The organism is Synechococcus sp. CC9902 (assembly GCF_000012505.1).
In the GTDB taxonomy this organism is placed as follows: domain Bacteria; phylum Cyanobacteriota; class Cyanobacteriia; order PCC-6307; family Cyanobiaceae; genus Parasynechococcus.
Genome location: NC_007513.1, coordinates 89655 through 112807, shown reverse-complemented (window position 1 = coordinate 112807; position 23153 = coordinate 89655). Strand labels below are relative to the sequence as shown.

Below are 23153 nucleotides of genomic sequence, written 5' to 3'. Positions count from 1 at the left end.
CACTACCGCACCCACCAAGGGGGCGGTGTGCGCAGAGAAAGCCCTGCAGACAACTTATAGCAGAAAGAAAGGTTGCAGGATAGGGGGTTGTGCCGATTTATGCTGATATCGGAACTGGAACAAGTCAAGCGTTCAACAGGGTATCCCACGATTCGGTCGCCTTGTCGAAGGATAGTGCTTCGGCACGGTTCATAGCAGCATCAGCATAGCGGGATGCGAGTTTTCGATTTGAAAGCAGCGTATTAATAGCTTGAACTTGAGCGTCCACATCGAAGAAATCGACAAGAAGTGCAGATAGCCCGTCCTCTAAAAACTCCATAACTGGAGGTGTAGAACTTGCCACAATGGAGCAACCTACCGCCATTGACTCAAGTAGACTCCAACTGAGAATGAAAGGAACAGTAAGGTAAAAGTGAACGTCGCTCACTGATAACACTTGTAAATAAACATTTTCTTGCACAAGACCAAGCCAGTGGGTTCTTAAAGGATCTAAGTTCAAAGTTTTAATAGCCCATACAGACCATGGGACACCATCAGACCTGGGATGACCATATGCTGCTCCGTCTTCTCCAACGATAATGACATGTAAATTAGGTCTCAACTTCTGCAACGCAGAAATAGTTCTGATGGCTTGAGGAAAGCCCCTGTACTCCTCAAAACAACGACTAACGAAGGTCAAGACTTCCAAATTAGGATCATTTGGAAGGAAATTAAAATCCACAGAATTAGCATGTTTAATATTTGAAAGCAAAGGCAAATTCAAACCATCATTTATAACGGAAATTTGATTATGATAAATTGAAGGAAACTGAGATTTTTGCCAACAGGTGGGAACAATCAAGTAATCAAGCGTAGACATTTCTAAAAGTATCTCCGAATTCCAACAACGAAGTTTTAGCCTATGATCATCAGAAACAACCTCAGAGGATAAGAAGTCAACATCAGAATTGTAAGAATTATAAAACCATTCCGCGTAACCAATGCGCCTTGCATGCGGGAAACAATCACTTAAAAAAAGACCATTACCAAAACCTAAATGAGAAATTACAATATCAGGAATCCAATTGCTATCGCGAAGCTGACGTGCAATTCTAAAGACAGACTGGCCTTCAAGAATAGCGGACTCAAATCTATTCAAGTAAGGATGTAAGGATATCGTATTGGAACTTCTGGTATTCTCATAAAAATAAACGCGGAATCCTTTCGGCGAAGGGGAATGCCATTCAGATTGACGAGCAATAAAAACTACATCATGACCAGATTGTGACCAGTGAAAAATAAGCCGGCGAAATTGAGCTGGATAATTAACGTGAGAAACGAGTATGCGCACTATCCAGGCTGCGTACTTGCAAAAATTTGAGAATAATTAGAATACAGCCAGGAAGGTATCTTAGACTGAGCATCATCAACTTTCATTGAGCCGGGAAGGAAAAATAGCATTGCAACTAAAAATGCATTAGTTGAACGAGGTGATCCAAAACCACCATTTGTTGGAGACAAATGTTCGACGACAGAGCTTTTAAGATGTTGATCAGATTCAGACAAAGACTCTGCTTGAATACCGGAACGGACTAATGCCCAATAGCGTTCTCCAAAGTCAGAAGCCCAAAGTTGCTGTAAATCTGATTCATTAGTATTTAGGATAAGTTGAGAGAGTGCGGAGCGAATTTCCGACAACTCTGAAAAGATTTCTCTATCGTCGGGATCAATGTAATAAAGATTTGCTAGTCCTAAAAGGCGGTTTAGATGAATACGATTGTTAACTAAATCGTGTAGCGAATTAGGAAAAGGACCAAAGTCCAAAGTATCAAGGGAAGGAGGTGACATAACACCTATAGAATCGTCGTTAGTGGAAGACGCAGCGGATGTTGAAGAATAAAGTTTATGATATACACTAACCAACCAAGTATCAAAGAAGGAGTCAACATTGTTGATTTCTAAAAGTCCAGGTGGAGACAGCAAGAAATTTGCAATCATAAGTTGTGGACTAAGTGAATGAGAAAGACCATGGATGTTAAAGAAGTTACCTATTGAAGTTCGAACTTCGATTTGATGAGAGGTAAAAACAAAATCAGTGGACAAATCTCGAACTAACTGTGATGTTGCTTCGCCATATCCAGAGTTCCACAAAGTTTCTAACTGATCCTCAGGCGCAAACAACCAAAAGTTGACTAAAGAATCTCTTGAAGATGAATTGATAACCGACAGTGACCAGGAAGACGTAGGAACCATGGAATTAAAGCTGTATGACAAAAATAAACCAGAAGGGTTCAAATGTCAAAAGGGCTAACGACGGAACTCAAAGCGAGCGAGAAGAAAAGTAAGGAAGGCTAATGAAAGAGACATAAATATTGGCGCTAACATTATTTGAGCAATCCAAAGTTCATTCTGTGAGCAGAGCCAAATTAAGGATAAAAAGTACGGGAGCGAACACACAAAAGGAAGGAGCCATCTTTTCCAATGACTAAGAACAACAAAGTGACGAAATTGAGACAAATAAGAATACTTAATCATAAATCGATAATAAGTTTGTAAAGCTTGGGAAGTGTGATTGAAGTATCATAGGAGAGCGCAGAAATACGTGCTGCTTTACTAAGACGTGTGCGAGACTCAGGATCACTAAGGAGCTGAGAAATACGTGCAGATAATAATTTAGGATTATCCATAGAAGTAAGCAAGCCGTTCACATTATCAGTGATCACCTCTTCAACAGGCATACCTTCACTAGCAACAATAGAACAGCCACAGGACATAGCCTCTAATAAGCTCCAACTGAGCACAAAAGGGTAACTTAGATAAACATGTACCCAGGAAATTTGAAATAATGTAATGAGTTGATTATAAGGTACTCTACCTAAAAAGAAAATCCGGTTAAAATCAAGTTCAGAGGCTAATTCATTAATCATGACTTCGCGCAGTGTCTTACCACTTGGATGTCCGTTCCCATAGCCAGGTCCATTATCACCAACGATGAAGACGCACAAATCTGGCCAATTTCTCTGTAATTCAGGTAGGGATTGCATAAATAAATCAAAGCCTCGTAAACGTTCTAAATTACGATTAACAAAAGTAATTGACGGTACTGAAGCATCTACATGCCGACCTCTGACATAGAAAGAAACATTTTTATTGGGAGAAGCGATTGAGGTATTAATCCCTTCATGAATAATATTGAGACGTGAATCTTGAAAACAAGCTGGAAGACTATCAGCTTGGTGATGAGTAGGCATAACCCAGGCAGCTGCTTGATTTAGAGCTAAACGAGTCATTAAGTTACGACCGAGTTGCTCAATAGTTTGGGAAAAAGACACTTCAGGCAAAGTAGGGTCAAATCCATACCCACCGTGCTGAGGTAGGGTCCATAACTCCGGCCAAACTATTTGGGGTATGTTTGGCCATGTCTCAGCGATACCTAAAGTCTCGCCCCATCCTGAATGAGCAAGAATACGATCGGGCACCCATCCCTGAGTATTTAATTTATGACAGATGTCAGCGACAGAAGCAGCTCTCTGAAGACTCTCGAACCAAAGATGCTGACTAAGAGGCATTGGTTCCTTAGGAGGTTCGGGTGGTTTATAACGCCAACCTTGAATCCAATGTGCAAAAGGCCTATCATGAGAACATATACACATAATATCATGGCCAAAAGAAGATAAATATGGAACAAGATGCTTAAACTGACCGGGGAAGTTTTGGTGTATGAGCAGAATTCGCATGGAAAGCAATAAGTGAAGAATCAAAAAATGATTGCAAGCCTATTTACCTATGACCTTGAAATGGCAAGGGTTATGGTTAGGGAAATAGTGAAAAAAGAAAAGACCTATTTGCATTGGTCAATGAGCTTAGGAGATTATACACGAGTCTCGGAAGCATTAAATTCGAGCGAATTGACGAATCTAGAAGGCGAATTAATTAATGGATTAAGATTTCGAATGGCAAGGAAAATGAGGAATATAAACCCATACGAGAAAATATTAAAGCTGTCAGAAATAAAAAAGGAACGTTACAAAAAAGATGCACTAAGCAAAGGCGTATACATAACGGGAGGAATAGGAGATTGCCTTGAGATTATATCAACAATAAAGCCATGGTTCTCTCGCGAGGGACACAATGGGGTATATATAGTAGAGAGAGAAAGATATGCACAACTAAGGCGTTTTGCAGAAGAGAATGAATTAAACATTAAATCAATAATGAAAATAAGACATAACGAAAGATCTGTACCGAGCCACTTACTCTTAGGAGCGCTTGGGCAAGAGCTGCCATACGCGAAATCAATAATTAAAAAGAGAGAAATGAAAGACAGGAAGAAATACAATCTTATGTGCTGCTGGACAGCGAAAGGAGAAGGAGATAAACTATCAGGGTGGTGCAGATCAATAGAATTCAGCTATGCAATAGAGATCTATAAAAAATGCCTTAGAAATGGAATAAAAGGGGAAGAAATACTAGACATTAGTGCTTGGAAGGACTGGGAAAAAGAGTACTTAAGCAAACAAGGAATAAAAACGTATAATCCCATGATAGGTGACATCAAGGATATGTACGATTTAATAACTAAGTCGCAAAATATTATTACAATAGACACAGCTTTGGCTCACTTGAGCGCAACAATGGATGTACAAACAAATCTAATGTTAAATAAGTATCATGATGAAAGATGGGAAGTTTTGCTAACAACAAATTCATCATACAGAAAAAACTGTAGAGTAATAAAGCAGGTAAGATATGGTGACTGGAAAGAACCAATAGATAAATTAAGCGAAATATTAAAGATTAACTCTTAAAAGAAAAAGATGACGACAGGGAACGACTAAGGGTATGTTGAGATGAAGTCCACCAGGATGAGATAGAAAACTGAAGAGCATTAAGAGCCGTGGGACGAGCAAGATAAGAAGAAGCAAAAAAAAGTGCATCCTTCCAAGACGAGAAAGTCGGGATGGGATGTCCATCTGGAAAAATAAGTGAAAGAGAATGACGATTATCTATAACTAAAGGAATAGTGCCGGTTGATAAACTTTCCCAAAGACGAAATGTGTCAAAATGACGATCACCATCAGGACAAAGTGAAAAAACGCTGTGAGAGAGATAATCTCGGTACTTATCAAGAGGTAAACCGCAGCTAAAAGATGATGCTGAGAAAAAAAATCCATTTGGAAGAGCACGCAAGAACAAAGATGCTGCAAGACATCTAGAACCTGATGACCAAAGAGTACCCATAAAAGTCCATGGATAAGGTCTAGTAGAAGAAAGTGAACTATTTAACAAGGGAGATTCGGAAGATAGAAAAATATCACGTGGTCCGATAGGAAAGGAATGGATATAACTAGAAGCAGAAAAGTAGTGGTGGGTAAAATTACGCCATATAGATGTGCCATGAGGACATAGATGATACCAAGTAAGTGCATCCAAACCTTCCTCGTCAGAGAGGTGTATGACACCAAATTCACCATATTCTTTAAGAGCACTAATCCTAAAGATCCTGCTGGATTGCTCTGCGGCAAGAGCAGAAGCACTAGGAGTACGATGTAATCGCAAGAGACCAGACTCAACAAGTACAGGAAAGAGGGACTTATTGCGAAGTAAAATCTGAGAAGGTTGACTCCAACACTCGAGCTGACTGCTTACATTGTGTCGAAGCAAGTGAAGCAACCAAGCTTTCTCGAACTGTAGAGCTGGGTTACAACCCCAAAGAAGCTGAAGAGAGGAATTAGGCAAAACTATCACCGATTAACTCATGAAAAACGGTTCCATGATGTTGAATTTCGAGCCAGGAGGCATGAGAAAAACAGGGTTTAAAAATACTAAAACACTTTGCTATGCCTAGTGTTGCAGCACTTTCAAGGGGCGATATAAAACTGACATCATGATCTAACCAATAGTCTTGAGATACCCAATAGGACAACTGCTGGTGTGAAAGAAAAAAGCATCCGGCATGAGGATTATCTGGTGGAGCAAAGGGAATATTAAAGCCTAGAGACTGGACAAGACGAACCGGAGAGGAGGAGACTAGTTTTCGAAGTTCATCTTCTGGCAAAGGACCATCTATATAAAAACGATCAACAGCGTGGGGCAACGGTGAGAATTCAAATCTTTGAGGCAAAAGAATGGAGTGATAACCCATGAAACCACTAAACCACGCAATCTTAGAAAAAAAGGTTGGATCGTGAATCAATAAGTCATCCTCTAGATAACAATATAAATCATAATTTGAGTTAAGATGGTCGGCAAGAACTTTGTGAACTTCAAATCCTAAAAACTTTGGGTTAGATGGTGTAGTTGGTATTTCCTCAAAAGCATGCATAAAACTAGGATCGAGATAATCCAGCACATGATGTGTACCATCAGTAATAATTTTGATATCTACGTTATTTCGGTATGAATCATTAGCACGGTAAACTGCTCGGTCCGCTAGATGTAAAACAGACTGATTAGATCCAATTCGAAGAATATTCATTAATTGATGTTGAAGTGCATCAATGCGAGGTTGAGGATCCGAACGCAAAGATTGATGCCTACCGCCTCCATCAGGATTCCAATAATGAACAATAGCGATAAGGATATTCATAAAAATACTAGTTGATGTTAAAATTGTAGATCAGAGAAGCAATACGTGCAGAGGACGAGTCCACTGAAAAACTACTAAAAGCTCGATCAGAACCAGAAGAGGCCAAGGAAAACATAAATGATGGATTACGAACTAGTCCCATTAAGGCATTGGCTAAAGAAACGGGATCATCAGGCGTAAACGGTAGACCATTCAAACCTGGCTGAAACAATTCAGCAGAACCACCAACGCAGGAAGATACAAGTACAACCCCACTTGCCATAATTTCGACTGCAGAGATGCCAAAGGCCTCAGGATAAATAGAAGGGAAAATACCAACATGATGATGACTCCAAAAGGTGGACAGCTGATGACGATCTAATTGACCAACAAAAGAATACGAATCAGAAAGACCTGCATTAACAAATAGATTTTCGAGTCTAGACCGATAGGAATCTTGATATTCAGAGCCTGCGAAAGAAACATTGAAATATATACCGTTTTTAAAAAGCAGAAGAAGTGCAAGAACTATTGTATGAACACCCTTAGACCCCATAAGGAGACCTGCAAAACCCACCTTAAGGGGGTTTTCAAAGGAGCCAAGACTAAAACCACTGTTGTGAGTTGAAATTGCTGACAGTAGAGAAGGTGAAACGTTTCCGTAGGCAGGTCTAAAAAGGTCACATCTAGCACCAGGATATATTACGGGGGCTGAAGAGACAGGAAATCCAGCTGAGACCAAACTTTTTCGAACAGCGCAACTTGCAGGAAGAATTTGATAGAAGGGGGAAAAGGGAAACTCTGTAACAGGATAAGGTGGATCAATAAAACCTATATGATGCAAAATTGGAATTTGATATTTTAATAAAAAAGGCAGAATCTCTGTACCAATTAAATCAATATTGCCCAAAAGAACAGCATCCCATCCACAATTTAAATGATTACGGAGAGAATCTATATTAAAGAAGTCAATATGTGAACAAGTAGATCTATTCTTAATTAAAGAAACACCAGATTTATAACTACCCTTTAATTCTAAAATACGGGAAATGGGCTCACCATGAAGTCCAAAAGTGGAACAAGTATGATTATGGAGATAAGGCGCATCAGCTGAGAGGATCTGGACAAAATGACCAAGCTTTAAAAGGCCAGAAACAAAATCAGAAATACAACGACCATAACCACCTAATTCCTGTGGAGGATAAAGATTAGTAATAACAAGAATCTTTAGAGACATAACACGGAATTAAAGAGGAAATTACGAAAAAAAGGAAGAAGCGGAAATTATAGGTCATGAACGACCAAGAATAATACGAAAACCACAACAGAATACCATTCAAAAAAAATGGATAAAAAAAGAGAAATTAAGCCAAATAGAAGTAAAAATAAAAACCAACACAACAGCGGAAAAATTAATAAACAAAAAACAGATAATTAAATAAAAACTAAATTGCAGAATTAAAGCTAGATCGAATGCGATGATAGCAGGGATCACAATTAGGCAAATGATAAAAGATAGTCAAAAAAGAAATTTATTAAATAAAGGGTCAGAAGAAATAGAGAAAAACCCAGATGTAGCAGAGACAATAATCAAAGAGGCCATTAAATATATTCCAGAAGAAAAAATAGCATGGTTTAATTTAGGGATAGCACTACATCAGCAAAGAAAAATCAGAAGTGCTATAAAAGCGTACAGAAAAGCTATAGAGTTAAGCAAAGAACCGTTTGATGATGCAATAAATAATCTCGGACAAGATTTGCTGCTGGCTGGAGAATGGAAAGAAGGATTTGAAATTTATGAGGAGAGATTAAGGAGATCTCAAAAAATGTCCCAACAATATAATAAGCTATATGGAGAACGATGGAGAGGCGAAAAGGATACTAGAATATGTGAAAAATTAATAATAGTGGCAGAACAAGGTTACGGAGATACACTTCAATTCTGTAGGTTTGTACAAGATCTAAAAGACAAAGGATATTCGACAACGTTATTTTGCCAAGAAGAATTGAAGCATTTACTTCGAGAATCTAATAGCATCGGAGAAGTAACATCATCAATAGCGTCGAGTAGTAAAAATATGAGATGGTGTCCGCTCATGAGTCTGCCACATATGTTGGCTATTGAGGAAAAAAGAAAATTAAAAAGGAAAAGATATATAAATATAAATGGGAAAGACGTAGAAAAATGGAAAAAAATTCTAAAAAGAAAAACGGGGCACAAATTAGTAGCAATACATTGGCAGGGAAATCCGAACTTCGAAAAAAAATTATATACAAAAGAAAGATCAATGAAATTCAAGCTACTCAACAATCTTGCAGAGATCGATAATGTAGAATATATATCAATACAGAAGGGTTATGGTAGTGAACAATTGGAGCAAAATAATAAGCTGAAAATGGTCGAAGGACAAAAGGAATTTGATCAAACATACAACTTCATGGATACGGGAGCTGTACTAAAAAACTGTGACCTATTAATAAGTGCGGACAGCAGCGTAGTACATCTAGCAGGAGCGATAGGTACAAAAGTGTGGTTAGCATTGAACTATGTTCCTGAATGGCGTTGGGGATTGGAAAATGAAAAAACAGAGTGGTATGAGGATATGAAGTTATATAGGCAAAACAGAAGGGGAAATTGGGAAGATGTTATACAAACAATGAAAGAAGACTTGAAAAGATTAGTAGACAACCATTCATGAATACAGATAGAGAAGACATAATTGCCCTAAACAAATGATAACAATAAAGATAATGGCAGTAAGAAAGCAAAGGCGAGAAGACGCTAACAAGTAGTATTTAAAAAGCATAATAAGAACGAATATAAAACAAGCAACAATCACTACGGGTGACCCTAGCATCAAAAGGTGTACAATATATAAAGTTGCTGGCTCGAAACATCATGACTGTCTTCGAAGGAAATTTTGAAAATAGTAAAGACCTGAATATAGGTATTGTAGTATCACGGTTTAATGATTTAATAACAAATAAACTGCTAAGTGGCTGTATTGACTGTCTGAAGAGACATGGTGTGAATGTAGAAACGAATGAAAATAAAGTGGATATAGCTTGGGTACCAGGAGCATATGAACTGCCGTTGATTACTCAACTGATGGCACGTACGAAAAAATACGATGTAATTATTACACTAGGAGCAGTGATCAGAGGAGACACGCCACATTTTGATGTAGTAATCTCAGAAGCCAGTAAGGGGATTGCGTCGGTTACAAGGGACACATCAATCCCAATTATATTTGGTGTGCTGACAACAGATACAATGCAGCAAGCATTGGAAAGGGCTGGAATTAAAAATAATCTTGGATGGGGTTATGCTCTACAAGCATTAGAAATGGGTTCGTTAGTGAATGCCATGAAAATAAGCAAGGTATAAAAGAAGTATAGGCTTCTTAAATATGCTAAGTTATTAAAAAAAAGAATGAAAGAAACGCAATTAAAAGGGTTAACAATCGCTGGAAAGGAGGATGGATTTGGTGCACAGTATCAATCGTGTTTAAGTGGATTTTCATATGCAAGAAATATTGGAATAAAATACATTCATACACCATTCTCGAAAATACAACACGGATTATGTCCAAATAAAATGAATGCTTTTACTGGACTAAAATCCGACGAATGGCACAAAGAGGCGAATAACATTGAATTAAGCTCATACAATATGATAAAAGAAGTACAGTGGTCAAAAAGGCCATCAATATACTATACTGAAGCAGTAATAAAAGAGATAAGAAAAATGTATTACAGCACAGAAAAACCAGGTGTTAAAAATTATGATGTTGCAATTCATATTCGACGAGGAGATGTGAATGAAAACATGACAGAAGAAAAGTTTAGATATGTACCAAACGAGTTTTACAAGAAAATTTTGGACAATATAAGCAAAGGATGTGAAAAATTAAATATTTGCATTGTAAGTGAAGGGAACAAAGAGGATTTCAAGCAATTTCAAGGGTATAATAATATAGACTATTTGCTAAATGAGGATGTACTTAAATCATTTCATACATTAGTCGAGTCTAATATATTAGTGCTGTCAAGAAGTTCATTTTCATACTGCACTGGAATATTATCGAGGGGATTGGTGCTATACCCTGATTTCTGGCATAGCAAGCTAGACCATTGGAGAAGAATAAAATAAGCGGTGGGCATTGCCGTAAGCATGCCTAAGAGAACTAATAATGTAGAATAAGACTAGATGAACATAGGTATGAAAAAAATCCTTTTAACTGGCGGAACCGGAAGTTTTGGGAAAGCTTTTATTAAAGAAACAATAACAAAATATCAAGATGTAGAAAGATTAGTCATTTATAGTAGAGATGAACTGAAACAATGGGAACTACAGCAAATCTATCCAGAGAAACAATATCCACAAATTAGATTTTTTTTGGGAGATGTCAGAGACGAAAACAGATTACGAAGAGCACTAGAAGGGATAGATACTGTAGTTCATGCAGCAGCATTAAAGCAAGTGCCAGCAGCAGAATATAATCCTTTCGAATTTGTGAAAACTAACATAATTGGTGCAAACAACTTAATTCAAGCATGTCTAGATACTGAAGTATCAAACATTGTAGCCCTAAGCACTGACAAGGCTGCTGCACCAATTAACTTATATGGAGCCACAAAACTGTGCTCAGACAAGTTATTCATCGCAGCAAACAATGTCAGAGGCGGAAAAAATACAAAATTCTCAGTAGTAAGATATGGGAACGTAATGGGGTCAAGAGGTTCGGTGATACCATATTTTTTAAAAGAAGCCAAAAATTCAGGAAAACTAAACATAACTGACACCAGGATGACCAGGTTCAACATAGTGCTAAAGGAAGGCGTAGAGATGGTACATTGGGCAATAAAGCAAAGCATGGGTGGGGAAATATTTGTGCCTAAGATACCAAGTTATCGTATTGTTGATGTTGCTGAAGCTATTGCACCTTCGTTGAACCACGAAGTAATAGGAATACGTCCAGGAGAGAAAATTCACGAAGAAATGATAACAACATCAGACAGCACAACGACACTTGACTTAGGTAAATATTATGCAATTACGCCTGCTGGAGGTGGAGTAATTGAAAAATATAAAAAAGAAGATAGGCCTTATGAAAGAGTAAAAGAAGGATTTACATACAATTCATTAGATAATAAACAATATCTCAATATAAGTGAAATAAGAGCCCTAATCAGAAGTAATATTGATCATGATTTCACACCAATATAAAAATACTGACAAAGAAATAATGTACAAGAAAATCTCAGCGATTGTCCCGATTAAGTTTAATTCGAGAAGACTTCCGAACAAAAATTTCCTGAATCTTAATGGAAGGCCACTATGCTCATATATATTTCAAACATTAACACAAGTCGAAGGAATTCATAACATTTATTGTTATGCAAGTTCAAGTCTCCCACTAAATTTTTTACCAAAATCAGTCAAGTACCTTCAGAGACCTTCGTACCTAGATGGGGATAATATAGAGGCAACTGAACTATTTAGATACGCAATAGAATCAATAGATACGGATATTGTGATAATTACACATGCTACATCGCCATTGATACATTCAGAATCAATAGAAAGAGGATTACAAGCAGTAATCTCAGGGGAATATAGATCGGCATATAGTGTACATAAAATACAAAAGTATTCGTGGTGTGATGGAAAACCAGTCAATTTTACACCTTCTAAGCTTGAACAAACTCAAAAAATATCACCAGTATTGTATGAAACATCAGGATTTTATGTTTTTAGGAAAAGAGATTTTTTGGAAAGTAATACAAGGACTACTGAACCTGCATTCAAAGTAGAGATACCCATATCAGAAGCAGTAGATATTGACAATCCTGAAGACTTTGAGCTAGCGACAAAGTTGCAATATGATAATAATATAACAGAAAATGAGCTGACTTCGAAATACTTTGTTGATCTAATCAAAAGAATAAGTCCAGAATCAAATTTGAAAGAAAGCATTAGTCATATATGCTTTGATTTAGATGGTGTTTTGATAGATTCAAAGATTGTGATGAAGATAGCATGGGAGGAGTGTATGAGAATATTTGAATTGGAACAAACATTCGAAGAATATTTCACACATTTAGGAATCGAATTTTTTGAAATTTTGAAAAAAATTGAAATTAAAAAAAATTTGCATGATGATATCTATAAACTTTATAATGAGGTATCTCTAAATAATTCATATAAAATTAAAGTCTATAATAACACAAGAGAGGTATTAAAAAGATTAAAAAATGCAGGCTTCGGATTAAGTATATGTACATCCAAATCACGAAAACGTACTATTGAGGTACTTAGAAGGAATAACTTGATTCAGTATTTTGACTATATTTCTGCAACAGAAAAAGAAAATAAACTTAGACCAAAACCAGCACCAGACTTTCTATTAGAGTGTTGTACTAACTTAAAAGTAGACCCATCGCAGACAATCTATATAGGTGACACAGATTACGATCATGAATGCGCTAAGAGAGCACATACTGCATTTATACATGCAGAATGGGGATATGGGAGAGACAATATTAGGGAAAAGTCAATATGGTTAGAGTCCATTAAAGACCTTGACACCCTCTTGATCGATGAGTAACAGAAATTTTTCGGATCTACAAATACATATAAATGGTAGGGCAAGAGATTTTAAATTTTACTTGGAAAGATATATCCTAGATAAAAACATAATCCAAAGCAAACCAGATGAGTTAATATATGAACCAACATCACTATATAGTTGCTATATACATGAAGTTATTGTTGATAAAGATACGCATGGCTACTTCAACAAAGATGGTTCATTAAATAGATTCTCATACCCTAATAGAGGAATCAGAATTAAAAATCAAAAGATTAATAAGCATAAGAAGTGTATTCGTGAAATTACAAATAAGGAAATCATGGAGATTGATGATGATTGTCATAATATAATTTTAATGAATCATGTGGATCATTTTAATTACTGGCACTGGACTTTTGATTGTCTAACAAAGCTAATAATTGCAAAAAAATTAGGAATAGTAAAAATAAGCAAACTAAGATTATATGTGATAGGTTATACGGAATTGAAAAATTTTCAGTGGGACGGTCTAGATTTAATCGGAATCAAAAGATCTCAGGTTATATTTAGCAATAGAAAGGTTAAATTCAAAAAATTACTAAATATCTCTCTGCCATCGCCGATAAGTAATTCAAAGGAAGTAATAAAACTTGTTAAGTCAGCGTTAGATCAACAATTGGGATTATCAGGGTTGTCCAATATAGAAAAAGTACAAAATGGAAAAGTCGGAGAAAAGTTATTCATTAAACGAGGAAATGCAAAGAATAATCGTACAATTGATAATATCGAAGAAGTAAAATTACTATGTATTGATAAAGGATATAGTGTAATTGATCCTGGAGAAATGAGTCTACTCGAACAAATAGAGGTATTTAGAAAAAGCACAAAAGTCGTAGGAGTACACGGTTCAGCATTTGTAAATATGCTTTATATGAAAAGTGGTTCAGTGATTGAGCTTTTTACAAAAGAATATTGTCCACTGCATGAATTTGCTTTAGCGAAACATTGTTCATTGGATTACAAAATAATTGAATCCGACGTAAATAATAGAATTGATTTGAAAAAATTGGAGAATCTACTATGAAAACACATCTAATAATTGGTTCACAATATGAGCATATAAACAAAGGATGTGCGGAGCTGATAATCGAAAATACAGATATTGCTAATGATAGATTTGTATACGCGATTTGTAGCGGCCAGTTAGAATACTGCTTTGTATACAATCGTCTTTATGAAAATATATATGGAGAGCGTCCTTTGACAGGAAAAGGTCTACATCATTCAAAGGAAGTGGCTAGTGCAAACATATCAAAATTTATAGATCCATGCAAAATTTGTAATAAAAATCAGATTGCATTATATTATCTTCTTAAGGAAATAAAAGTAAATATAGTCATAGCAAATGTCACCAGCAAAATTATGCAGAGTCATGTGTGGATCGATAAGTTAGTTGAATTAATAGTAAATGAAAAGTGGAATAGAAATAATCACAAGAAGAATAACTTTGGTGAAATAAATTCAAATGAAGTAGAATACTGTATTGCTGCATCAAAATCATCAATAATAACAACGTACTACGATGTGTTCTCACCAGCGAAACATAAAAGAGAGCTAGCAATAATACTGAAAGACGCAATAAATCTACTTCTGAAGTACAAAGAACTAATCAAAATCGAAAATATTTCATCCGGATTTATCTTCAATGGAAGGATGCATAACGTTCACATACCAATGAATATACTTCTTCAAAATAATTCGAAAGTATACACATATGAATGCTCTGAGGAATGGGGTTTAGAGAGTCAAAGTTATTCATTTGCGGTGAATACGATGATTCAGGATTTGGATGAAAGAAGTGCAATATATAGAGATGAATTTAACAGCTTTACAGATGATAAGAAAAAATTTGCGAGAGAATGGGCTAGTAAATGGCTAGATAATAGAGTGTATTCCTTAAAACAGGTAGGAAGCTATCCGCAGTTTAGTGGCAGATTTGAAAAATCAGATAATACAAAAGCTAAAGTGAATGAAAAGTATGACTTCCTGATATTGCCAACGTCGGAATTTGAGTATGCAGGTTTTGATAAGATCTCAAAAGGTCCACTTGGAACACAATTAGATGCATATATGGAAATTGCAGAAAAATTTCCTAACGCAAGCTATGCAGTTAGACTACATCCTAACAGTAGCAATCGAGATGAAGAATATATTCAAAAGTTATGTTCGAAACTTACCGAACTGATTCCTTCCATAAAAATATATGAGCCAGCATCAACAACTAATACGTATAACCTAATAAGGGATAGTAAAATAGTGGTTTCAGGATTTAGCCTAGCACTAATAGAAGCGATACATATTGGAAAAAAAGTAATTACGACGACGCCATCGCTTTATTCAGCATTTATACCAGACTTTTGTTTAACAAAAAATCATGAGCTATCGAGTCAAATTAGAAAAGGAAATAAGGAAATTTTTGAAACAACACCAAGTAAGAATCATCAACAGCTTGCAGCTGAATATGCTTTTATGCTCAACAACCACATTAGAGTTAAATACTTGAATCGAATAAAGCTTTCAAGTAATTATAGGTATATGCTTAGAAAAGAGTTATATTGGTATAACTAGTGGAGATGACTCTGATGAGTAAGTAAACCATAGTAACAGATAGAAGCTGGCTTGTTCGATATTAAAAAATGATCATGACGTCTAGCCTCAAACAAAAGGCCAGATTGTTCAATAATTCGAACCATAGCAAGATTAGACTCAACACAACCAGCAGTAATCTTTCTAGTGAAAGAATCAGAGAGTAGATATTGGATTAGCAGATTCCAAGCTTCAGTCCCGTAACCCCGAGCGAGGAATCTACTATGACCAATAAGAATACCAATATCGGAAATACGATGATTAAAATCAAAATAAATAGTAGCAGTACCAATCATTGTCGTAGAATCTATGTCATATATAGACAAGAAGAGATTTCGTTCCATGCGCATTCGAAAGAAATATTTAAGTGTAGTAAAAATGTTATGAGTTGTGAATTGCTGATTGCTATAACACATGAGCTTGGGATCATTCAGCCAAGAAAGATATTTTAGATTGATATTATATAAACGAAAAGGGGTTATACATACCCTGTTCGAAGTTAATTTTAGATTTAGTGAGGATGGAATGAAGGCCACAGTTAAAATAAAAACTTAGAGAAGCAGATAATCGATACGGTTATGTCAAATTAGACCAAACCTTATGAAAAGCTTCTATAATTAAATCTACATCATAATCTGTAAAAGAATAGAGACAAAGCTCAATCATGAAAAAGCTTGAATCATGAAGGTATTCTGCAACAGGACATAAACCTTTCTCATAATTTGGAACATGGGAACAGATATCAGGTGAAGACCAAGGAAATCCTTTAGAGCCATAAGCGATTCGTTGCTGAAATAAAGGTAAGAGATGAATATTACAGTAGCCTTCTTCCAGCCCTGGAACACCCTCAAACCTCAAAGCCTCAACCAAATCGGATCTAGTACAGGACAACATCGATAATTCAAGAGAGAGCGGTAATATATAAAAGACATGCGTATTAGAATCAAGAAGTTCTGGTAGGATCAAACCCTTTAAATTACGAAGACCATCTATTAATCGTGAGGCTATTAATTGACGATTTTTAACAAGGGAAGGTAATTTCTTAAGTTGCTGAATGCCAATGGCAGACTCCATCTCACCAAGTCTAAAATTGTAGCCAATCATATTAGAGAGATTGTGTATATTCATCGATTCAACAGCAGCTTCAGCATGGTTGCGAATAAGCTGACATCTAAGAGCAATCTCTGAATTATTAGTTACTATTGCACCCCCTTCACCGGTATGGATATGCTTATGATAATTAAAACTGAAACCACCACAATCACCAAGAGTGCCAGCAAATCTTTGATTTTGCTGAGCATATGGTGCTTGTGCAGAGTCAGAAACAATAAAAACATTATATTTATCCTGTAAATACTTCAATTTATCCATATCGCAAGATTGACCGAATATATCAACAGCTAAAATTGCCTTAGTACGAGTACTAATTAAAGACTCTACTAGATCTAGATCCAGCAAAAATGTTTTAGAATTAATATCTGCAAATATAGGGATTGCATTCCAGTGCAGTATTGCTGTAGCAGTAGCACACATGGTCCAAGGTGTAGTGATAACTTCGTCACCAGGCTCAAGACCAAGAGCTCCGAGCATGACAATTAGGCCAGAGGTCCAAGAATTGACTGTAATTGCATGTTTAACATTAAAAAAGGTTCGAAGATCGTTCTCAAAAAGTTGAACCTGGGGACCTCCGAAAAATTGTTTGCCCGACGATGCAACAAACCCTGAAAGATTTCCACTTTTCAAGACATCATTTACTGCACATTTCTCTTCATGCCCAATAGTATTATAAGGCAAAAAACTATGCGAGGGAGTTATAATTGGTGATCCGCCATTAATAGCAAGTTCTGAAGAATTATTCACGAATTGAAGAAATTTTACTTTGAATTATTTTAACAGCCTTGAGGGTTGCAAAAGCCTCTTTACCAGTACAGAGAGGGGATTCATAGTAACGGTTACAAAAACTTTTATATATATCATCATAAACAAGAAGTAATACAGATGTCATTTGATTAGGAATTTCGGTCTTTGTAGGGCTAAGTACATAATATTTAGGATACAAAGAGTCGACTATAGGGATATAATGACTGACATCATGACCTTCGGAGCCATAATAAATCATGCCTAAATCAGAATGTATTTCAAGTGTGAAGTGAGAATAATGCTCTTGCTTGAGTTCACAATAAGAGATGCTTGCTGATTTATGTTGACATATAAAATGACTACTACCTTGCATGCTGGAAGAAGGTTGAATAGAAGTGATTTTCTCTATTGGTCCAAATAAGTAGGAATTAAGATCAATGAGATGGGAGCCATTATTAAGAAGTCCCCCCGTGAAATAACAATTTGCGAAAGCAAATTTTGTTGTGTGAAAATCTAATAAATTCTTAATAGAAAATATAGCTGGATCAGCTCTCCTCATATAATTGATGAACAATAGAATATTATGAGAATGGCAGATATCCAGAATTTCTTGCCCTTCTTCTAGACTTAAGGATATTGGCTTTTCGCATAAGATTATCTTTACAGATTTTATATTGACAATTATTTTAAAAATTTCACTTCTTACATTTGATGGAGTTGCAATCGTCACCACATCCGGATGCATAGAATTCAAGAGATCCTCAGTGCAAGCAAATGCACGCGAACCATAGGCAGCTTCAAATTTATTTCGTAGGAGCTCAGATGGATCAACACCGCCCAGTAGCTCAAAAGAGGAACTGTTGAATATTGCTTTAGAATGAGATAATATGATGTGTTTAGAATGATTATCGTAGTCGTAAGACATACCTATGGAGCCCAATCCAATAACAACAATCCCGATTTTTCTGGACACTGAATGTATTACAAATAAAGCATTTTTAGCTTATCACGCGGCAGTAATGAATTTAATTCTGAAGGCAATATTGAATAAACCGGCTTATTTGATTCAGCAGCTATAATCAAGGCGATTGTATTTATACCTCCAATGAAATCACAGCTATTAATATCATTTACTAATGAAGTTGCTTTTGAGACAGAAACACTATAATTGGCAAGTTTATCGCTATCTTGTTTAGATAATAAAAAGCATGGAGAAGAAGGGTGTGGACGCACAAGAATATTTGAAATATGATAGCCCGAGCTTTCTAAATGTGATATCCAACAGAGAAGCACATCGATCTCAGACATTGAATTACTAATCGACCTAGAAGAAAGGTATGATTGAAGATTTTCAAGTAAAAATAAAAGATCGATATCATTCTTTTGTTCAGGACAAGAATCAACAATAATTAGATTTTTTGTGCAATCAAGAAGATAGTAATTCTCGATCTGTTTGATCTTTACATCATGACTAAAATTGAGTTGACAAAGCTTAAAAGCATAATCATCAACAACCCAAAGTTCATCAGGAAGAACCATCCTACCGTTAATCATAAATCTTGATTGATAATCGATCCAATGATCTAAAAAAGATATAACATAATGATCACATTGAATACATCTTGATATTGCCTCGATTTCGAATTTTGTTTGCCAACCGGTTCCTGTCAAAATAAAGTCGGTAGATGCAATAAGTTCTTCAATTGTATCCACAGAAGGATAAGAATCTGTAAAAAAAATATCTTTAGCTGGTCCACTAAGGAAAAAAACCGGATAAATAGCGTTTAATTGACGTATTAGCCAAGAATTAATAACATTTGCTCCCCCAGCATCGTGACAAACTATACCAACGGTCCGCATTATGTATCACCCTTTCTCTTAACATCTGAATTAAGTTCATAGAGCTGCATATCACTCCTAATCAGCTCAATAATTTCTCTGCATCCAAATATTGAATTACAAGTCCCAAGTCTTTTTATCAATATTTCAATAAGTTGTAAATCGGGTATTTCGTCTAAAGTAACAGCTAATTCTGGCCATGTCAAAGAAGGCGGAGCAACGAAGTGAATTATAGAAAATAACTCAGGATGTTTACGAATATGTAGTGTTACATGTTCATGATCAAGTATATCGTCTGTAAGACGAAGGGAGTTCTCTAAAGTTGTACGATAATATACTTGCACATCCATTCCATCAGGAAAAGACCTAACATCAGTATTACTTGCATAATCACAAATATTATTCACAAATAAGCTTATGCATTGAGATACAATCTCAGGATCTAGCAACGGACAATCAGCAGTTATAGAAACGATTATATCGACATGAAAATGTTTTGACGCTTCGTATACACGGGACATAACATCTTCTTCACTGCCGCGATAGAAGTTGACATCATTGCATCTACAAACATCTTCAATCTGATCGTCAAGTTTATTTGTAGTTGTTGCGACAATAATATCATCCAAAAGAGATACATGGCGCAATCTATCAAATAGGTGCTCAATGACAAGTTTCTTTTCGATTGGAATAAGAACTTTGCCAGGTAATCTTGTGGAAGCCATTCTAGCCTCAATAATGGCGCCGATTTTCATTTAATTAGTACGCTGAAAACCTGCTGAACAAATAGGGAACTCCAATAGACATGAAATATCTCTTTGATCATATTCACACTCGGAAATTACTGAAAATAAATTATCAAGAATTTCGATATACTGATCAATATCTGACATAGAATGTTTAGTACAAAAATAGATGGAATTTGTTGCGAGGATATCTTGCTTTAGAAATTCTTGTGTAATATATGTTTTATACTTCAACCAATCATCAGAAATGATTGAATAACTTGAGAGTGCGGAAATCCCTGAACTAGTTATATGAAGATTACTATTTGTAGAAATATCGTTAAGTCTGCTCCTAAAATATTCACCAAGTTGAGTAACAACTTCCCAACTACGAAGCATTTCCATTCGTTCCAGACAAGCCAAAGCAGCAGTAAAACCTATGCGTTCTGTCCAAAAGGTACTACTTATGAAACTTTCCTGACAGTACTCCATAACATAATCTCTTCCAATAACGCACGTGATCGCATAACCATTGCCTAATGCTTTGCCAAACATAGCCATATCTGGCTCTACTTGATACTTTTTATGAAGACCACCAAATGTTTCACGAAAACCAGAAGAGCATTCATCAAATATTAGAATTATTCCAAACTTTTTACACTCGAATGCAATAGTCTCAAGAAAATTATTAGTAGGCTTGAAATTACGCTCAACTTCCATTATAACAGCTGCGTATGAATTAAGGGAGACTAGTTTTCTAAATTCTTCGATATCGTTATATTGAAATGAATCAATGGATCCTAATAATGATTTAGGAACGCCAGTTGGATTTAGGCCAGGCAATAAATGTCCGGCAAGATTATCTGTAGAGGTAAGATTTGTCGCAAGGTACCAATCGTGCCATCCATGATAACCACAAAACAGTATTTTTTCCTTTCCAGTACACGCTCTCGCTAATCGAACAGCTATTGCATTTGCCTCTGCACCAGAACGAGCAAATTTTACTTTATCACTCCACGAATGTAGATTAACCATTTTTTCTGCTAAATAAACCTCTTCGGGGCAATTTAAAGAGGACATATTACCCTCTGAAATTATTTCGTATACCGATTCATCAACGTAAGGATCAGAATATCCCAGCAGATTTGTGCCAACACCCATTAATGCCATGTCTTTATACTTATGATTATCGATACCCCATACATACTTACCCTCAGTCTTGCTAAAATAAGTTGGCCATCCTTGCGGCAAAAACATATCAGGATTTTTAGATAATAATGAGTTACCTTTACCAATAACCTTTAATGCGCGTCTCCATAATTTCAAACTCTTAGGCAATATGCTACCTTCATTACGACTATGCATGCTATTAATAGATTTTAATTCGGGATATTTATCAAAAATATCAATAATAGAGATCAAATCTGCATGAATATTATATTGAAGATGCTCAAGAAGCTTATTAATAAGTAAAAGATCTTCTTTCTCGTCTATAGTCAACCTGAAATCGCTAAGGTCAGTAGAATGCGTAACATTTAAAATCTTAGCGTTGGCTTTCATCCAAGGCGTCACATGTTCTCTCTCATGCCTTCCTTCTGCATTTTTATATGCATCTGAGAGTAAAGATCTATTAAAAACCTCAACGTCCATACCATCAGGATAGGTGGGAGGATGCGTATTACAAGTAAATTCAGAGTGAGTAGTTATATGTTGATTGATACAGTTGTCAAGTATTTCAGGATCGATTAAAGGGCAATCGGCAGTTATACGTACTATTATATCCGCATTTGTTGCATCTAAGCATTGATAATAACGCTCAAGTACATCATCCTCACTACCAAGTACAATACTTATGCCCATTATTGATTGAATTTGAGTCAAGAAAGTTTCTTCTTCAGAATCTGGAATGGCGATGATTATTTCATCAACTAACTGGGCAAGTTTTAATCTGTGTACAAGAAATTCAATAACATTGTTTCCATTTCCGATATTTTTTAGGACTTTATTTGGGAATCGAGTTGATTTGCTGCGAGCCTGTACAATTGCACATACGGTTAATTTATAAGATGCAGAGCTCATGTTGATCTCCAGAATCTTGGGTCTATATCATACATATTATCCCATGCTAATGTTGAATAATCTATCCTGCTAGCACAAGATTTTTCGATCATTGAATAATAATTATAAATTTCTCTTAGATGGTCTAATGAATGAATTCCCACAACAATTTGATCGACTTCATTGATGCGAGAAATGAAGTCTAAAGCATAGAAAAGAGGATTTTGAATTGTCATTTTTTGAATTAAATTTAAAAAATTATGGTGATGTGTGATAAAGCTTCGGCTAAGAAATGTGGGCCATTTCTCTGCTTCAGTAAGAATTAGGCCTTGCAGAAAAGAACTTCGAGTCACAATATATTTGCCTTCGCTTTTAAGATTGCTAATAAGCATATCCTTGTAATTCCTTTGATCGTAAAGAGATAATGGCAGTTGAATAATATCAATATCATCTAAATTAATGCCTGACAAGTCAGAGTGATCATAGATTGATATACCAATATTATTTATAATACCATTTGATCTGAGGTTTTTCATCCAATCTAGAATTGATGATGGGTGTTTGCCCTTAAGATTTGACGGATTATGGACCAATAATGTATCGACTGATGAGGTTGCAAGCCTATCCAAACTTTCTTGAAAATATATGGTTGCTGAGTGAACTGGATCGATAGCTGGCAAAGAAGGGAGCTTTGTGGTTATCCTAATCCTCTTATCTTTACCGATGCATTGACCAATCTTGTACTCAGAATCTCCATATGAATAAGCAGTATCCAAAGATATAATTTTATGTTCTAGTGCAAACGAGAAAACTTCTTTTATTTCTTTAATGTTTACAGGGCCGATAGTACTAGTTATCCCGTAATCCATTCCAAATTGAGCTGTTCCGATAGATAATTTCATA

The 23153-nt window shown here is 35.9% G+C and carries 21 protein-coding genes; 8 read left to right on the top strand and 13 right to left on the bottom strand.

What is annotated here, in order from left to right; genetic code table 11:
* Positions 1 to 124: 124 nt before the first annotated feature.
* From SYNCC9902_RS00500 to SYNCC9902_RS11900, 3 genes are all read right to left on the bottom strand, one after another.
* Positions 125 to 1330: a glycosyltransferase gene (locus tag SYNCC9902_RS00500; protein ID WP_011358953.1), complete on the bottom strand. Its 1206-nt coding sequence runs from the start codon at positions 1328 to 1330 to the stop codon at positions 125 to 127.
* Complete coding sequence (locus SYNCC9902_RS11905) at positions 1330 to 2232, bottom strand: hypothetical protein (protein ID WP_071818424.1); 903 nt, start codon at positions 2230 to 2232, stop codon at positions 1330 to 1332. The genes SYNCC9902_RS00500 and SYNCC9902_RS11905 overlap by 1 nt, the downstream gene beginning before the upstream one ends.
* A 278-nt stretch (positions 2233 to 2510) precedes the next feature.
* On the bottom strand, positions 2511 to 3716 hold the full coding sequence (locus tag SYNCC9902_RS11900; protein ID WP_011358951.1) for a glycosyltransferase: 1206 nt from the start codon (positions 3714 to 3716) through the stop codon (positions 2511 to 2513).
* Positions 3717 to 3743: 27 nt separating this feature from the next.
* Between SYNCC9902_RS11900 and SYNCC9902_RS00495 the strand changes: the two genes are divergently transcribed.
* The gene (locus tag SYNCC9902_RS00495; protein WP_156771026.1) at positions 3744 to 4787 is read left to right on the top strand and encodes a hypothetical protein; all 1044 of its coding nucleotides are present in this window, start codon (positions 3744 to 3746) and stop codon (positions 4785 to 4787) included.
* Here SYNCC9902_RS00495 and SYNCC9902_RS12300 read toward each other — a convergent pair.
* The 3 genes from SYNCC9902_RS12300 to SYNCC9902_RS12235 form a co-directional block, all read right to left on the bottom strand.
* Complete coding sequence (locus SYNCC9902_RS12300; protein WP_156771025.1) at positions 4777 to 5538, bottom strand: hypothetical protein; 762 nt, start codon at positions 5536 to 5538, stop codon at positions 4777 to 4779. The two genes, SYNCC9902_RS00495 and SYNCC9902_RS12300, sit on opposite strands and share 11 nt — an antisense overlap.
* 172 nt (positions 5539 to 5710) lie before the next feature.
* Positions 5711 to 6568 (bottom strand): hypothetical protein, encoded by an 858-nt coding sequence (locus tag SYNCC9902_RS11895; RefSeq protein WP_011358948.1) that lies wholly within the window; start codon positions 6566 to 6568, stop codon positions 5711 to 5713.
* A gap of 7 nt (positions 6569 to 6575) precedes the next feature.
* Positions 6576 to 7784, bottom strand: coding sequence for a glycosyltransferase family 4 protein (locus SYNCC9902_RS12235; RefSeq protein WP_011358947.1), 1209 nt, complete (start codon positions 7782 to 7784; stop codon positions 6576 to 6578).
* Between the two features lie 241 nt (positions 7785 to 8025).
* On the opposite strand from SYNCC9902_RS12235, the gene SYNCC9902_RS00490 reads away from it, so the two are divergent.
* The 7 genes from SYNCC9902_RS00490 to SYNCC9902_RS00460 all read left to right on the top strand — a co-directional run bounded on the left by SYNCC9902_RS00490 (position 8026) and on the right by SYNCC9902_RS00460 (position 15750).
* On the top strand, positions 8026 to 9246 hold the full coding sequence (locus SYNCC9902_RS00490; protein ID WP_011358946.1) for a tetratricopeptide repeat protein: 1221 nt from the start codon (positions 8026 to 8028) through the stop codon (positions 9244 to 9246).
* A 200-nt stretch (positions 9247 to 9446) separates the two neighbouring features.
* Positions 9447 to 9935 (top strand): 6,7-dimethyl-8-ribityllumazine synthase, encoded by a 489-nt coding sequence (ribH, locus tag SYNCC9902_RS00485; protein WP_011358945.1) that lies wholly within the window; start codon positions 9447 to 9449, stop codon positions 9933 to 9935.
* A gap of 45 nt (positions 9936 to 9980) precedes the next feature.
* Complete coding sequence (locus SYNCC9902_RS00480; RefSeq protein WP_011358944.1) at positions 9981 to 10700, top strand: alpha-1,2-fucosyltransferase; 720 nt, start codon at positions 9981 to 9983, stop codon at positions 10698 to 10700.
* Positions 10701 to 10757: 57 nt separating this feature from the next.
* Entirely contained in the window at positions 10758 to 11777 is a 1020-nt protein-coding gene (gene pseB, locus SYNCC9902_RS00475) for a UDP-N-acetylglucosamine 4,6-dehydratase (inverting) (RefSeq protein ID WP_011358943.1), read from the top strand.
* Entirely contained in the window at positions 11758 to 13158 is a 1401-nt protein-coding gene (locus tag SYNCC9902_RS11885) for an HAD-IA family hydrolase (RefSeq protein ID WP_071818388.1), read from the top strand. Before pseB ends, SYNCC9902_RS11885 begins: the two co-directional genes overlap by 20 nt.
* Positions 13151 to 14206 carry a glycosyltransferase family 61 protein gene (locus tag SYNCC9902_RS00465; protein WP_011358941.1) on the top strand — a complete coding sequence of 352 codons (1056 nt, stop codon included), beginning with the start codon at positions 13151 to 13153 and terminating at the stop codon, positions 14204 to 14206. Before SYNCC9902_RS11885 ends, SYNCC9902_RS00465 begins: the two co-directional genes overlap by 8 nt.
* Positions 14203 to 15750 carry a hypothetical protein gene (locus SYNCC9902_RS00460; RefSeq protein ID WP_011358940.1) on the top strand — a complete coding sequence of 516 codons (1548 nt, stop codon included), beginning with the start codon at positions 14203 to 14205 and terminating at the stop codon, positions 15748 to 15750. Before SYNCC9902_RS00465 ends, SYNCC9902_RS00460 begins: the two co-directional genes overlap by 4 nt.
* Here the strand turns inward: SYNCC9902_RS00460 and SYNCC9902_RS13000 are convergent.
* The 7 genes from SYNCC9902_RS13000 to SYNCC9902_RS00440 are packed head-to-tail and all read right to left on the bottom strand — an operon-like array spanning position 15747 to position 23152.
* On the bottom strand, positions 15747 to 16304 hold the full coding sequence (locus SYNCC9902_RS13000) for a GNAT family N-acetyltransferase (protein ID WP_011358939.1): 558 nt from the start codon (positions 16302 to 16304) through the stop codon (positions 15747 to 15749). The two genes, SYNCC9902_RS00460 and SYNCC9902_RS13000, sit on opposite strands and share 4 nt — an antisense overlap.
* A gap of 40 nt (positions 16305 to 16344) precedes the next feature.
* Positions 16345 to 17628, bottom strand: coding sequence for a DegT/DnrJ/EryC1/StrS family aminotransferase (locus tag SYNCC9902_RS11875; protein ID WP_011358938.1), 1284 nt, complete (start codon positions 17626 to 17628; stop codon positions 16345 to 16347).
* On the bottom strand, positions 17621 to 18601 hold the full coding sequence (locus tag SYNCC9902_RS11870) for a Gfo/Idh/MocA family protein (RefSeq protein WP_011358937.1): 981 nt from the start codon (positions 18599 to 18601) through the stop codon (positions 17621 to 17623). Before SYNCC9902_RS11870 ends, SYNCC9902_RS11875 begins: the two co-directional genes overlap by 8 nt.
* Before the next feature lie 8 nt (positions 18602 to 18609).
* A complete protein-coding gene (locus tag SYNCC9902_RS12295; RefSeq protein WP_011358936.1) occupies positions 18610 to 19488 on the bottom strand; it encodes a hypothetical protein in 879 nt (292 codons plus the stop codon).
* Positions 19488 to 20222 (bottom strand): glycosyltransferase family protein, encoded by a 735-nt coding sequence (locus SYNCC9902_RS00450; RefSeq protein WP_011358935.1) that lies wholly within the window; start codon positions 20220 to 20222, stop codon positions 19488 to 19490. Before SYNCC9902_RS00450 ends, SYNCC9902_RS12295 begins: the two co-directional genes overlap by 1 nt.
* Positions 20223 to 22271: an aminotransferase class III-fold pyridoxal phosphate-dependent enzyme gene (locus SYNCC9902_RS00445; RefSeq protein WP_011358934.1), complete on the bottom strand. Its 2049-nt coding sequence runs from the start codon at positions 22269 to 22271 to the stop codon at positions 20223 to 20225.
* Complete coding sequence (locus tag SYNCC9902_RS00440) at positions 22268 to 23152, bottom strand: aldo/keto reductase (protein WP_011358933.1); 885 nt, start codon at positions 23150 to 23152, stop codon at positions 22268 to 22270. The genes SYNCC9902_RS00445 and SYNCC9902_RS00440 overlap by 4 nt, the downstream gene beginning before the upstream one ends.
* Position 23153 lies beyond the last annotated feature (1 nt).

Bases quoted from the DNA above. Each gene is read 5' to 3' on its own strand.
- SYNCC9902_RS11905 (WP_071818424.1), bottom strand. From the start codon at position 2,232: ATGGTTCCTACGTCTTCCTGGTCACTGTCGGTTATCAATTCATCTTCA.
- SYNCC9902_RS11900 (WP_011358951.1), bottom strand. From the start codon at position 3,716: ATGCGAATTCTGCTCATACACCAAAACTTCCCCGGTCAGTTTAAGCAT.
- SYNCC9902_RS00495 (WP_156771026.1), top strand. From the start codon at position 3,744: ATGATTGCAAGCCTATTTACCTATGACCTTGAAATGGCAAGGGTTATG.
- SYNCC9902_RS11895 (WP_011358948.1), bottom strand. From the start codon at position 6,568: ATGAATATCCTTATCGCTATTGTTCATTATTGGAATCCTGATGGAGGC.
- SYNCC9902_RS12235 (WP_011358947.1), bottom strand. From the start codon at position 7,784: ATGTCTCTAAAGATTCTTGTTATTACTAATCTTTATCCTCCACAGGAA.
- SYNCC9902_RS00490 (WP_011358946.1), top strand. From the start codon at position 8,026: ATGATAGCAGGGATCACAATTAGGCAAATGATAAAAGATAGTCAAAAA.
- ribH (WP_011358945.1), top strand. From the start codon at position 9,447: ATGACTGTCTTCGAAGGAAATTTTGAAAATAGTAAAGACCTGAATATA.
- SYNCC9902_RS00480 (WP_011358944.1), top strand. From the start codon at position 9,981: ATGAAAGAAACGCAATTAAAAGGGTTAACAATCGCTGGAAAGGAGGAT.
- pseB (WP_011358943.1), top strand. From the start codon at position 10,758: ATGAACATAGGTATGAAAAAAATCCTTTTAACTGGCGGAACCGGAAGT.
- SYNCC9902_RS11885 (WP_071818388.1), top strand. From the start codon at position 11,758: ATGATTTCACACCAATATAAAAATACTGACAAAGAAATAATGTACAAG.
- SYNCC9902_RS00465 (WP_011358941.1), top strand. From the start codon at position 13,151: ATGAGTAACAGAAATTTTTCGGATCTACAAATACATATAAATGGTAGG.
- SYNCC9902_RS00460 (WP_011358940.1), top strand. From the start codon at position 14,203: ATGAAAACACATCTAATAATTGGTTCACAATATGAGCATATAAACAAA.
- SYNCC9902_RS12295 (WP_011358936.1), bottom strand. From the start codon at position 19,488: ATGCGGACCGTTGGTATAGTTTGTCACGATGCTGGGGGAGCAAATGTT.
- SYNCC9902_RS00450 (WP_011358935.1), bottom strand. From the start codon at position 20,222: ATGAAAATCGGCGCCATTATTGAGGCTAGAATGGCTTCCACAAGATTA.
- SYNCC9902_RS00445 (WP_011358934.1), bottom strand. From the start codon at position 22,271: ATGAGCTCTGCATCTTATAAATTAACCGTATGTGCAATTGTACAGGCT.
- SYNCC9902_RS00440 (WP_011358933.1), bottom strand. From the start codon at position 23,152: ATGAAATTATCTATCGGAACAGCTCAATTTGGAATGGATTACGGGATA.